The 12726-nt window shown below is 71.8% G+C and carries 9 protein-coding genes; 3 read left to right on the top strand and 6 right to left on the bottom strand.

The window, feature by feature from the left end; genetic code table 11:
- Positions 1-47: 47 nt before the first annotated feature.
- Complete coding sequence (locus ACZ6NC_RS03980) at positions 48-1094, bottom strand: aspartate-semialdehyde dehydrogenase (RefSeq protein ID WP_465728693.1); 1047 nt, start codon at positions 1092-1094, stop codon at positions 48-50.
- Between the two features lie 109 nt (positions 1095-1203).
- A complete protein-coding gene (locus ACZ6NC_RS03975; protein WP_465728691.1) occupies positions 1204-2103 on the bottom strand; it encodes a dihydrodipicolinate synthase family protein in 900 nt (299 codons plus the stop codon).
- A 71-nt stretch (positions 2104-2174) separates the two neighbouring features.
- Between ACZ6NC_RS03975 and ACZ6NC_RS03970 the strand changes: the two genes are divergently transcribed.
- Complete coding sequence (locus ACZ6NC_RS03970; RefSeq protein WP_465728689.1) at positions 2175-3065, top strand: LysR family transcriptional regulator; 891 nt, start codon at positions 2175-2177, stop codon at positions 3063-3065.
- 46 nt (positions 3066-3111) lie between these two features.
- Here the strand turns inward: ACZ6NC_RS03970 and dnaE are convergent, their stop codons facing one another.
- A complete protein-coding gene (dnaE, locus tag ACZ6NC_RS03965; protein ID WP_465728687.1) occupies positions 3112-6645 on the bottom strand; it encodes a DNA polymerase III subunit alpha in 3534 nt (1177 codons plus the stop codon).
- 180 nt (positions 6646-6825) lie between these two features.
- Between dnaE and ACZ6NC_RS03960 the strand changes: the two genes are divergently transcribed.
- A complete protein-coding gene (locus ACZ6NC_RS03960) occupies positions 6826-8154 on the top strand; it encodes a DUF2252 domain-containing protein (RefSeq protein ID WP_465728685.1) in 1329 nt (442 codons plus the stop codon).
- A gap of 3 nt (positions 8155-8157) precedes the next feature.
- Here ACZ6NC_RS03960 and ACZ6NC_RS03955 read toward each other — a convergent pair whose 3' ends face one another.
- On the bottom strand, positions 8158-9321 hold the full coding sequence (locus ACZ6NC_RS03955) for a hypothetical protein (RefSeq protein ID WP_465728683.1): 1164 nt from the start codon (positions 9319-9321) through the stop codon (positions 8158-8160).
- A 56-nt stretch (positions 9322-9377) separates the two neighbouring features.
- Positions 9378-9968: a dienelactone hydrolase family protein gene (locus ACZ6NC_RS03950; RefSeq protein ID WP_465728681.1), complete on the bottom strand. Its 591-nt coding sequence runs from the start codon at positions 9966-9968 to the stop codon at positions 9378-9380.
- Between the two features lie 202 nt (positions 9969-10170).
- Between ACZ6NC_RS03950 and ACZ6NC_RS03945 the strand changes: the two genes are divergently transcribed.
- Positions 10171-11805, top strand: coding sequence for an alkaline phosphatase D family protein (locus ACZ6NC_RS03945; RefSeq protein WP_465728950.1), 1635 nt, complete (start codon positions 10171-10173; stop codon positions 11803-11805).
- A 40-nt stretch (positions 11806-11845) separates the two neighbouring features.
- On the opposite strand, the gene ACZ6NC_RS03940 is transcribed toward ACZ6NC_RS03945, so the two are convergent.
- Positions 11846-12703 (bottom strand): ABC transporter permease, encoded by an 858-nt coding sequence (locus ACZ6NC_RS03940; RefSeq protein ID WP_465728679.1) that lies wholly within the window; start codon positions 12701-12703, stop codon positions 11846-11848.
- Between the last annotated feature and the right edge of the window lie 23 nt (positions 12704-12726).

Raw genomic sequence — 12726 nt, 5'->3', positions numbered from 1 at the left:
GCGGACCCCCGTCCGGAGACGGGGGTCCGCCGGGTGCGACCGGGGCGTCAGCCCTTCAGCTCGGCGGCCACCAGCTCGGCCAGCTGGACGGCGTTGAGCGCGGCGCCCTTGCGCAGGTTGTCGTTGGAGACGAACAGCGACAGGCCGTTCTCGACCGTCTCGTCCGCCCGGATCCGGCCGACGTAGCTCGGGTCCCGGCCGGCGGCCTGGAGCGGGGTGGGGATCTCGCTCAGCTCGACGCCGGGGGCAGCGGCGAGCAGCTCGGCCGCGCGCTGGGGGCTGATCGGGCGCTCGAAGCGGGCGTTGATCTGCAGCGAGTGGCCGGAGAAGACCGGGACGCGCACGCAGGTGCCGGCCACCTTCAGCCCGGGGATGCCGAGGATCTTGCGGCTCTCGTGGCGGAGCTTCTGCTCCTCGTCGGTCTCGTTGGAGCCGTCCTCGACGATGGAGCCGGCCAGCGGCAGCACGTTGAAGGCGATCGGGCGCTTGTAGACCTTGGGCTCGGGGAACTCCACCGCGGAGCCGTCGTGGGCGAGCGCCGAGGCGCCGTCCACGACCTTGGAGGCCTGGTCCTGCAGCTCGGCCACGCCGGCCACGCCGCTGCCGGAGACGGCCTGGTAGGTGGAGACGACCAGCGCGGCGAGGCCGGCCTCGTCGTGCAGCGGGCGCAGCACCGGCATGGCGGCCATGGTGGTGCAGTTCGGGTTGGCGATGATGCCCTTGGGCCGGTCGGCGATCGCCTGCGGGTTGACCTCGGAGACGACCAGCGGGACCTCGGGGTCGCGGCGCCAGGCGGAGGAGTTGTCGATCACCACGGCGCCGGCCGCGGCGGCCTTCGGGGCGAGGACCTTGGAGGTGGCGCCGCCGGCCGAGAAGATCACGATGTCCAGGCCGGTGTAGTCGGCCGTGGCCGCGTCCTCGACGGTGATCTCGGTGCCCTGCCAGGGCAGCGTGCGCCCGGCCGAACGGGCCGAGGCGAACAGCCGCAGCTGCTCCACCGGGCCCAAGCCGCCGGGAAGTCCTGCGCGCTCCGCCAGGATCTCGCGGACCACGCCGCCGACCTGGCCGGTGGCCCCGACAATGCCGATCTTCATTCCGACTACTCCTCTTGATGTTGCTGGTCACAGCCGCACTCCGCCCATCATGCCTTGTCACTCGGGCAGGGCGACCTGGTATTCCACGGTGTGAGAGGCCATGCCTCGTCTACTGGTCCAGACCGGTCGCCAGTTCCAGCGCGGCGGCCACCTCCGCCGGGCCGGCCGGCAGCAGCGGCAGCCGGACGTCCGGGGTGGGGATCCGGCCCTGGGCGTGCAGCACGCCCTTGACCACGGCCGGGTTCGGCGCGGCGAAGGCGGCGGCCGCCAGGGCGGTGAGCCGGTGGCCCAGCGCACGGGCCCGCGGGACGTCCCCGCGCTCCCAGGCGGCGGCCAGTTCGACGAACCGCGCGGTGGCCAGGTGGGCGGAGGCCAGGATGCCGCCGGCCGCGCCGAGTGCCAGCATCGGCGCGAGGAAGGCGTCCTCCCCCGCCAGGACGGCGAACCCCGCGGGCGGGTCGGCCAGCAGCTCCACGGCGTCCTGGTCCAGCCCGCCGGTCGCATACTTGACGCCCACCACGCCCGGCACGGCGGCGAGTTGACGCAGTGCGCCGACCGTCAGCTGCTGCCCGGTCCGGTACGGGATGTGGTACGCGACCAGCGGCACCGGGCTCGCCGCGGCCAGCGCCCGGAAGTGTGCGACCGTCCCGGCCTCGCCCGGGCGCACGAAGGACGGCACGGTGACCAGCGCGGCCGCCACCCCCGGCACCCGGGCGGCCAGACCGGCGAGTTCCTCGGCGGCCGCCCCGGTGCCGGATCCGCCCGAGCCGACCACCAGCTGTGCACCGCGCTCGGCGCAGACGGCCGCGCAGACCTCGGTCACCGCGCGCCGCTCGTCCGCGCTCAGGGTGGCCGGCTCCCCGGTGGTGCCGAGTGCGACCAGCCCGGCCGCGCCGTCGTCCACCACGGAGCCGGCCAGCTTCTCCAGCGCGTCCAGCGCCACCGAGCCGTCGGCGGCGAACGGGGTGACCAGCGGGACGTAGATGCCCTTGAGAACCGTGTGTTCCATGCCCACGATCCTGCGGGCCCCGATCCCGCAGGTCCAGTTCACATTTGTGACGCTTCTCGTAAGCTGAGCCGATGCTCGATGTCCGACGCCTGCGCCTGCTGCGCGAACTCGCCCATCTCGGCACCATCGCCGCCGTCGCCGAGGCGCTCTCGTTCAGCCCTTCGGCGGTCTCCCAGCAGCTGTCTGTCCTGGAGAAGGAGGCCGGCGTCCCGCTGCTGGAGCGCACCGGCCGCCGGGTGGCGCTGACGCCGGCCGGGCGCAATCTGGTCCGGCATGCCGAGGCGGTGCTGGAGCGGCTGGAACAGGCGGACGCCGAACTCGCCCACGCCCGTGAGGGGTTGGCCGGCCCACTGCGGATCGGCAGCTACCCGTCGGCGGCCCGGGCGATCGTCCCCGCGCTCCTCGCCGAGCTGGCCGGCTGGCACCCCGGGCTGGAGCCGATGGTGACGGAGGTGGACCCGGCGGCCGTGGCGGCGGCGCTGCGCGCGGGCGAGCTGGACGTCGCGCTGGTGCACGAGTACGACCTCGTGCCCGCCGAGCCGGAGCCCGGCCTGGCGGTGACCCGTCCGGTCTTCACCGAGCCGATGTACCTGGCGGCGCGGACGGCGGGCACGGTCGCCGAGCAGCGCTCGTCGCCGTGGATCATGGCGCCGCGCGGGACGCTCTGCCACAGCATGGCCGTCCGGGCCTGCGAGAGCGCGGGCTTCGCGCCTCGCATCCGGCACCAGATCGACGACTTCGCCACCGTGCTCGCCCTGGTGGCGGCCGGCCAGGGCGTGGCACTGGTCCCCCACCTGGGCACCGCGCAGACCCCGCCCGGCGTCGTCCTCACCCGGCTGCCGATGTACCGCCGCACCCGCGCCGCCTTCCGTGCGGGCGCGGGCTCGCATCCGGCGATCTCGGCCTTCGTCTCGGCCCTGCACACGGCCGTCCCGCCCGGGCTCGGCGGGACGGCGGCCTAGGGCTTGAGACCCCCGGAGCCACGGCCCGTACAGGCCCCATCCGGTCTCAGTTCGCCAGGCAGCTCGGCCCGAGCAGCTGCTTGAGGTCCCCGAACAGCGCCGGGTCGGACTTCACCCGGTGCCGGTCCAGCCGCAGCACGGTGGTGCTGTTGCCGCGCCGGAGGTGGACGTGCACCTCGGTGCTGCCCTTGTGGTGGGCCAGCACCTCGCCGAGGCGGGTCACCACCGCCGGGTTGAGCCGGCTCTCGGCGATGGTGAGGGTGATCGGCAGCTGGGTCGCGACGTTCGTCAGGTCCGGCACGGACAGCTCCATGCCCATCAGCCGCGGCACGTCCTCCCGCTTGTCCACCTTGCCGCGGACGAACACCACGGCGTCCTCGACGAGTTGGGAGGAGACCAGCTGGTAGCTGGCCGGGAAGAACATGCAGTCGATCGAGCCGGCCAAGTCCTCGACGGTGGCGATCGCCCAGGCGTTGCCCTGCTTGGTCATCTTCCGTTGGAGGCCCGAGATGATGCCGCCGATGGTGACGATGGAGCCGTCCGGCCGCTCCGCGAGATCGGCCACCGCGCAGTCCGCCTTGTCGGCGAGGAGGTGCTCGATGCCGTGCAGCGGGTGCGAGGAGACGTAGAGGCCGAGCATCTCCCGCTCCTGGGTGAGCAGGAAGGCCTTGTCCCACTCCTCCTCGGAGAAGACCACGTCCAGCCCGAAGCTCGGCTCGTCGCTGACCGCGTCGCCCCCGAAGAGGTCGAACTGGCCCTCGGCCTCCTTGCGCTTGACCCCGACGACGTTGTCGATCATCGGCTCGAACTGCGCGGTCAACCCCTTGCGGGTGTGCCCGAGCGAGTCGAACGCGCCCGCCTTGATGAGCGATTCGACGGTCCGCTTGTTGCAGACCACCGACTCCACCTTCTCCAGGAAGTCGGGGAAGGAGCCGAACTTCCCCTTGGACTTCCGGGTGCGGATCATCGAATCCACCACCGGCCCGCCGACGTTGCGGATGGCGGTGAGGCCGAACCGCACCAGCTCGTCGCCGTGCGGGGTGAAGTCGGAGTCCGACTCGTTGACGTCCGGCGGCAGGACCTGGATGCCCATCTTGCGGCACTCGTTGAGGTAGACCGCCGACTTGTCCTTGTCGTCCTTGACGGACGTGAGCAGGCCGGACATGTACTCGGCCGGGTAGTTGGCCTTGAGGTAGGCCGTCCAGTACGAGACCAGCCCGTACCCGGCGGTGTGCGCCTTGTTGAACGCGTAGCCGGAGAAGGGGACGAGGACGTCCCAGACGGCCTGGATCGCCGCGTCCGAGTAGCCGTGCTCGCGGCAGCCCCGCTGGAACGGGACGAACTCGGCCTCCAGGATCTCCTTCTTCTTCTTGCCCATCGCACGGCGCAGCAGGTCCGCCTGGCCGAGCGAGTAGCCGGCCAGGATCTGCGCGGCCTTCTGCACCTGCTCCTGGTAGACGATCAGACCGTACGTCGGCTTGAGGATCTCCTCCAGGGGCTTCTCCAGCTCCGGGTGGATCGGGGTGATCTCCTGCTGGCCGTTCTTGCGCAGCGCGTAGTTGGTGTGCGAGTTGACGCCCATCGGGCCCGGTCGGTACAGCGCGAGGACGGCGGAGATGTCCTCGAAGTTGTCGGGCTTCATCAGGCGCAGCAGCGAGCGCATCGGCCCGCCGTCGAGCTGGAAGACGCCGAGCGTGTCGCCGCGGGCGAGCAGTTCGTAGGTGGGCTTGTCGTCCAGGGGCAGATCAAGCAGGTTGATCTTGACGCCCTTGTTCCTCTCGATCGCCTTGACGGCGTCGTCCATGATCGTCAGGTTGCGCAGGCCGAGGAAGTCCATCTTGAGAAGGCCGAGGCCCTCGCAGGTGGGGTAGTCGAACTGCGTGATGGTGACGCCGTCGGTGTGCCGGGTCCAGACCGGGATGTGGTCGGTCAGCGGCTCGGCGGACATGATGACGCCGGCCGCGTGCACACCGGGCTGACGGATCAGGCCCTCGATGCCGCGCGCGGTGTCGATCACCTTGCGGACGTCCGGGTCGTTCTCGTAGAGCCCGCGGATCTCGCCGGCCTCGCCGTAGCGCGGGTGCGAGGAGTCGGTGATGCCGGAGAGCGGGATGCCCTTGCCCATGACGTCCGGCGGCATCGCCTTGGTGATCCGGTCACCCATGGCGTACGGGTAGCCGAGGACCCGCGAGGAGTCCTTGATGGCGGCCTTCGCCTTGATGGTGCCGTACGTGACGATCATGGCGACCTTGTCGGAGCCCCACTTCTCCGTCACGTACCGGATCACGTCACCGCGCCTGCGCTCGTCGAAGTCGATGTCGACATCGGGCATGGAGATGCGCTCGGGGTTGAGGAAGCGCTCGAAGATCAGGCCGTGCGGGATCGGGTCGAGGTCGGTGATGCCCATCGCGTACGCGACCAGCGAGCCGGCCGCCGAACCACGGCCGGGGCCCACCGCGATGCCCTGGCTCTTCGCCCACATGATGAAGTCGGCGACCACGAGGAAGTACGCCGGGAACCCCATCTGGATGATGGTGTCCATCTCGTACTCGGCGAGCTTCTTGTGCTCCTCGTCGTACCCGTTCGGGAAGCGCCAGTCCATGCCCTTCCACACCTGGGCCTTGAAGAAGTCCGCCTCGGACTCGTAGCCCTCCGGGATGGGGAAGCGCGGCATCAGGTTCTTGAACTCGAACATGCCGGCGGTGTCGACCCGCTCCGCCACCAGCAGCTGGCTGTTGCGGCAGCCCTCCTGCCAGGCGTCGGAGGAGTCCAGCCCGTACATCTCGGCGGCCGACTTGATGTAGTAGCCGGTGCCGTCGAAGCGGAAGCGGTCCGGGTCGGAGAGGTTCTTGCCGGTCTGCACGCAGAGCAGCAGGTCGTGGGCGCCGGCGTCGGACTCGGTCGTGTAGTGCGAGTCGTTGGTGACCACCGGCGGGATGTTCAGCTTCCTGCTGATCTCCAGCAGCCCGTCGCGGACCCGCTTCTCGATGTCGAGGCCGTGGTCCATCAGCTCCAGGAAGTAGTTCTCCTTGCCGAAGATCTCCTGGTACTCGGCCGCGGACTTCAGCGCCTCGTCGAACTGGCCGAGCCGCAGCCGGGTCTGCACCTCGCCGGAGGGGCAGCCGGTGGTGGCCATCAGGCCGGCCGCGTGCTCGGAGATGATCTCCTTGTCCATCCGGGGCCACTTCACCAGCCAGCCCTCGGCGTACGAGCGCGAGGTCAGCTTGAAGAGGTTGTGCAGGCCCTCCCTGTTCCGGGCCCAGATGGTCTTGTGGGTGTAGGCACCGGACGCCGAGACGTCGTCCTTCTTCTGGTGCGGCTGGCCCCAGAGGACGCGCTTGGTGTTGGTACGCGCCTCGGGAGCGACGTACGCCTCGATGCCGATCACCGGGGTGATGCCGGCCGCGGTGGCCTGCTTGTGGAACTCGGCGGCGCCGTACATGTTGCCGTGGTCGGTCATCGCGACATGGGTCTGGCCCAGCCGCTCGACCTCCTTGAAGAGCTGCTTCAGCCGGGCGGCGCCGTCCAGCATCGAGTACTCGGTGTGGACGTGCAGATGCGCGTACGGCTGATCGCTCAAGGCGGGGCCTCCGGAGGCTTGTGCTGTCTGGTTGGCCGGCGAACGCGCAGGTCACAAAGGGTCCTGGAAACATATGAGGCCCGAGCCGCTTCACCAGGGGCCCGGACCAGCACGTCACACGTTCACGCTCCTACTCTAGCCTCCAGGCCAGACCTCATCCCGCATCGAAGGACCCTCCATATGCCTCACCCGCAGCCCCCCGCCGACCACCGTGCCGAGACCATCCTGAGCGTCTTCGACACGGCCTTCGGCGACCTGCTCGCCAAGGACCCGGCGGCCTTCCGGGTGAAGTTCCGGAAGATGGCCGCCTCCGCCTTCGCCTTCTACCGGGGCACCGCCGGGCTCTACTACGCCGACCTCGCCGACGGCCCCTTCGCCGGGTACGGCGCCGCCTTCCTGGACGAGCGCACCAGCCGGGTCTGGATCCACGGCGACCTGCACGCCGAGAACTTCGGCACCTACCTCAACGCCGAGGGCCGCCTGGTCTTCAACGTCAACGACTTCGACGAGGCCTACGTCGGCGCCTTCACCTGGGACGTCCAGCGCCTCGCCGCCTCGCTGGCGCTGATCGGCTACGCCAAGGCGCTCTCCGACGAGACGATCACCCAGCTGGTCACCGCCTTCGCCACCGCGTACCGGGCCCAGATCGCCGCCCACGTCTCCGCCGGGGACGCCGCGCCGTTCACCCTGGACACCGCGACCGGCCCGGTCCTGGACACCCTGCGCCAGGCCCGGCTGCAGACCCGGGTCGCGCTGCTGGAGTCCGAGACCGTGGTCGAGGGCTACGACCGCCGCTTCCGCACCGGCGGCGGCGCGATCGAGCTGGACGAGCCCACCCGGGCCGAGGTGCTGGCCGCCTTCGAGGCCTACCTCGCCACCCTGCCGCCCGCCTCCCGCACCCGGCCCGAGTCGCTGCGGGTCAAGGACGTGGTCGGCCGCCGCGGCATCGGGATCGGCAGCGCCGGCCTGCCCTCCTACAACCTGCTGCTGGAGGGGCACACCGACGCGCTCGAGAACGACGTGATCATCTACATGAAGCAGGGCCAGACCCCGGCCGTGTCGCGCCACGTCACCGACCCGGCGATCGCCGGCTACTTCGAGCACGAGGGACACCGCACGGTCATCTCCCAGCGCGCCCTCCAGTCCCACAGCGATCCGTGGCTCGGGTACACCACCCTGCGCGGCCGCGGCCAGCTCGTCGCCGAGGTCTCCCCGTACGCCACCGACCTCGACTGGACGGACCTCAACGAGCTGACCGACCTGCTCGCCGTCACCGAGTACCTCGGCCGCGCCACCGCCACCATGCACGCCGCCGCCGACGAGTCCTCCAGCGGCCACAGCCTGGTGCCGTTCTCCACCGAACACGCCATCGACGCCGCGATCGCCCGCGACGAGGCCGGCTTCACCGCCGCGCTGGTCGAGTTCGCCCACGCGTACGGCGACCGGACCCGCCGGGACCACCAGCTCTTCGTGGACCTCTACCGCAACGGCCGCATCCCCGGCCTGTAGGCCCTACGGGGTCGGGGCCGCCAGCCGCTCCCCGGCGGCGGCCCTGACCTCGGGCTCCTCCATCGCGTCGTCCCGCAGGTACACCAGCCGCTCCCGCACCTCCGGCCCGTCCGGCGCGTGCCGCACCCCGAGCAGCCGGGCGTCGTCCTCGCAGTCCCAGAGACACTCCACGTACACCGCGTCCAGGCCCGTCGGATCGATCTCCGCCAATGCCTCCAGGTAACCCACGCGCTCGTACGAGTGCGGCGTCCACAGCCAGAACCGCCGCAGCAACGACACTGCGTCCCGGGCGTCGGCACCGAACCTCGCCAGCCCGCGGGCCGTGTACACCGGCCCGCACCAGGTGCGCTCCACCCAGTCCCGCTCCAGCTGGGCGACCAGCACCGGAACGTCCTCGACCTCCCCGTGCTCGGCCAGCACCTGATGCCCGAGCCCGGCCAGCCAGGGTGCCCCGGCGGCGGCCCACTCCCGGGCCGCGGGCATCGCCAGCGCGCCCAGCTTCCGGACCACGGCGGGCAGCCGCGGCAGACCGCGCTCGCCGTCCGCTTCTCCCAGCGACGGCACCAACGGAACCAGGCCCGGCTCCGGCGCCCGGGCGTCCAGCGCACAGAGCGCCGTCACCTTCCGGTCCCGCGGCTCGTCAGGGTCGGCGAGCAGCTCCAACAGCCGCGCACTCGCCACCTCCGGCACCGGGTCCCGCCCACCGGCCGCGTGCTCGGGCCACGACGCGGCCAACCCCCAGCGGCCCCACGGCTCCCCCCACAGGTCCCGCTCGTCCCCGCTCAACCGGGACCGCGCCGAGCCCGCCAGGTCGTCCCACCACTCCACCGGCCATGCGTCGACCACGGACTCCAGCACGTCCCTCCAGTGCTCCCCCTCCCGGACGTACGCCCGCAGCGCCTCCCGCGCCTCGGCCGAGCCACCCAGCGCCAGCAGCTCCAGCACCCGGGCGGCCCGCTCGCAGGTGTCCTCGTCCAGGGCCAGCATCTCCGCCACCGGCCCGAGCGGCACCCCCGAATCCCGCACCAACCGCGCCAGATACAGATGCCGATCGTCCGTCTGCCGGTCCCACCGCCAGTCCCATCGCACACATCCGTACACCAGCTCGGCGACGGCCGCCGGATCCTCCGCCGCCATCCGCGCCCCGAGCCCCCGACCGCGCTGCACCAGCCCGACCATCGTCGCCGCCGGCGCGTACCGACGCCCCCCGCTCACCATCGTGCTCAGCCCGCCTGCTCGTCCAGCTCCGTCAGGAAGTCCAGCGCGACGGCCCAGGTCTGCTCGGCCGCCTCGGCGTCGTAGTCGGGCAGCTCCGGGTCGGTGTAGACGTGCCCGGCGCCCCGGTAGCGGTGGACCTCGACGTCGGCGCCGGCCTTGCGCAGCTGGAGGTACCAGGCGTTCAGCCAGTCCTCGGACTCGAACGGGTCCGGCTCGGCGACGTGCAGCTGGACGGCGACCGAGGTGCTCGCGTCCTCCCGGATGTCGGAGGTGCCGTGCAGGAGCAGCAGGCCGCGCGCGTGCTCGTCGGCGAGGGCGAGGTTCTGGGCGAGCGAGCCGCCGAGGGAGAAGCCGGCGTAGACGAGCGCGGCACCCGACCCCAGCAGCGGGGCGGCGGCGGTGACGGCCCGGCGCAGCAGTTCGTCGCTGCCGAGCTCCTCCTTGTACGCCATGGCCTCCTCGATGTCGTCGAAGGTCCTGCCGTCGAACAGGTCGGGGGTGTGCACGGTGTGCCCGGCGGCGCGCAGCCGGTCGGCGGCGGTGTGGACGGCCGGGCGCAGGCCGTAGACGGAGTGGAGGAGCAGGATCTGGGCCACGGGTCGAACTTCCTTGCAGGGTGGGCAGCGTCGCCTCCATCATCGCGCATGGCCGCCGGGTGGCGGCCCGTCTGCGCGGCGGTGGCGGGGTGGTGGCGGGACGTCACGCGCCGGTGAAGCGACGACGAACAGTCAGTTCAGCATATGGAACAGAGCATTACCGACCGGTAGCCTGTCGGCCGTGACTGACCTTGTCGATGACATGACCGCCGCCCGCCCGCACCGCCGCCAGGTGCTGAAGGCCACCGCCATCGTGGCCGGCGCCGCCGCCCTGCCGCTGACCCTCGGCACCGCGGCCGAGGCCGCGACCGCCCCGCAGTTCCTCCACGGTGTCGCCTCCGGCGACCCGCTCCCCGACGGCATCCTGCTCTGGACCCGGGTCACCCCGACCCCCGAGGCCGTCCCCGGCTCCGCCACCGGCCCGGACACCGAGGTCCGCTGGGAGCTGGCCACCGACAAGGCCTTCACCCGGATCGCGGCGAGCGGCACGGTGACCGCCACCGCCGCCTCCGACCACACCGTCAAGGCCGACGTCCGCGGCCTGGCACCGGCCACCGCGTACTGGTACCGCTTCACCGCCGGCGCCACCGTCTCCCCGGTCGGCCGCACCCACACCACCCCGGCCACCGACGCCGCGCTCGACCGCCTCCGCTTCGGCGTGGCGTCCTGCGCCAACTGGGAGGCCGGCTACTTCTCCGCCTACCGCCACCTCGCGGCCCGCGGCGACCTCGACGCCTTCCTCTTCCTCGGCGACTACATCTACGAGTACAAGAGCGGCGAGTTCTGCGCCCGCGGCACCGTGGTCCGCCCGCACGCCCCGGCGCACGAGATCCTGAACCTGGCCGACTACCGCACCCGGCACGGCCGTTACAAGACCGACGAGGACCTCCAGGCGCTGCACGCGCAGGTCCCGACGATCGCGATCTGGGACGACCACGAGTTCGCCAACGACGCCTGGTCCGGCGGCGCCGAGAACCACACCCCGGGCACCGAGGGCGACTGGGCCGACCGCATGGCCGCCGCCAAGCAGGCCTACTTCGAGTGGATGCCGGTCCGCCCGTCCATCGCCGGCACCACCTACCGCCGCCTGCGCTACGGCAAGCTGGCCGACCTGCACCTGATGGACCAGCGCTCGTTCCGCTCCCAGCAGGTCAAGGTCGGCAACGGCGACGTCGACTCGGCCGACCGCACCCTCACCGGCCGCGCCCAGATGGACTGGCTGAAGGCCGGGCTCACCGCGTCCGACACCACCTGGCGGCTGATCGGCAACGAGGTGATGATCTCGCCGGTCGCGTTCTTCTCGCTGCCCGACTACATACTCCGGCCGCTGGCCAAGCTGCTCGGCCTGCCCGGCGAGGGCCTGGCCGTCAACACCGACCAGTGGGACGGCTACACCCACGACCGCCGCGAGCTGCTCGGCCACCTCAAGTCGAACGGCATCACCAACACCGTCTTCCTGACCGGCGACATCCACTCCGCCTGGGCCGCCGACGTCCCGAACGAGGCCGCCACCTACCCGCTGTCCGGCAGCGCCGCCACGGAGTTCGTGGTCACCTCGGTGACCTCGGACAACATCGACGACGTCCTCAAGGTCGCCCCGCAGACGATCTCGCTGGCGGCCGCCGCGGCCATCAAGGCCGGCAACCGCCACATCAAGTGGGTCGACCTGGACTCGCACGGCTACGGCGTCCTGGACATCACCGCGGGCCAGACGCAGATGGACTACTACGTGCTCTCGGACCGGACCCGCAAGGACGCCACCAGCACGTGGACGCGCTCCTACCGCACCAAGTCCGGCACCCAGCAGATCGAGCGGGTCTACTCGCCCGTCAAGTGAGCCGCCGGCCCTGAGGGGTGCGCCCGCCGAGGCGCACCCCTCAGGACACCACGTCCTTGCGGGCGAAGCCGCGGAACGCCAACGCCAGCAGCACCACGGCGTACGAGAGCGACAGCGAGACGCCCTGCACCATGCCACCCCACTCCAGCTGTGGCTGCAGGGCGTCCGCCCAGGCGTACTGCCAGTGCGCGGGCAGCCACTCACGCAGGCCGCCGAGCGCCGTGACGGCGTCCAGCACCCCGGTGATGATCGAGGCGAACACCGCCCCGCCGACCGCCCCCAGCGGCGCGTCCGTCGCGGTGGAGAGCCAGAACGCCAGCGCCGCGATCACCACCTCGCTCAGGAAGACGAACGCCACCGCGAGCGCGAGCCGCGGCAGCGCCTCCCCCGCCGACAGGCTCATCCCGGCCGGCAGCTTCAAGTCCCCCCAGCCGTACGCGGCGGTGCCCACCAGCAGGCCGAGCGCCGGCAGCAGCACCACGGCGGCCGCCGAGAACGCCAGCCCCACCGCGAACTTGCGCGCCAGCAGCCGGGCCCGGGGCACCGGCGCGGCCAGCAGGTAACGCAGCGAGGACCAGCTCGCCTCCGAGGCCACCGTGTCCCCGCAGAACAGCGCGACCGGGATCACCAGCAGGAAGCCGGTGCCCATGAAGAGCATGGTGGTCGCGAAGTTGGGCCCCGAGGCGGTGGCCAGCTCGATGAAGGTGGTCCGGTCGGTCCGGCCCGGCGTGCCGCCGATCTGGAACGCGGCCAGGATGACGAACGGCATCGCCGCCAGCACCCCGCCGATCACCATGGTCCGGCGGCGCCGGAGCTGGCGCATCGCCTCGACCCGCAACGGCAGCGTCCGGCCCGCCCGGTAGCCGGCGGCGTGGTCCGGCGAGACAACCGTACTCACGCGCCCACCCCGCTTCCCACGGC

The sequence above is a fragment of the Kitasatospora sp. NPDC041988 genome (assembly GCF_055588525.1).
Note: the sequence above shows the minus strand (reverse complement) of the source record. Positions and strands in the feature narration are given on the sequence as shown.

What these genes read in the sequence shown, in the direction of transcription:
- ACZ6NC_RS03960 (WP_465728685.1), top strand. Translation starts at nt 6,826, where the DNA reads ATGCCTCACCCGCAGCCCCCCGCCGACCACCGTGCCGAGACCATCCTG.
- ACZ6NC_RS03975 (WP_465728691.1), bottom strand. Translation starts at nt 2,103, where the DNA reads ATGGAACACACGGTTCTCAAGGGCATCTACGTCCCGCTGGTCACCCCG.
- ACZ6NC_RS03970 (WP_465728689.1), top strand. Translation starts at nt 2,175, where the DNA reads ATGCTCGATGTCCGACGCCTGCGCCTGCTGCGCGAACTCGCCCATCTC.
- ACZ6NC_RS03945 (WP_465728950.1), top strand. Translation starts at nt 10,171, where the DNA reads ATGACCGCCGCCCGCCCGCACCGCCGCCAGGTGCTGAAGGCCACCGCC.
- ACZ6NC_RS03980 (WP_465728693.1), bottom strand. Translation starts at nt 1,094, where the DNA reads ATGAAGATCGGCATTGTCGGGGCCACCGGCCAGGTCGGCGGCGTGGTC.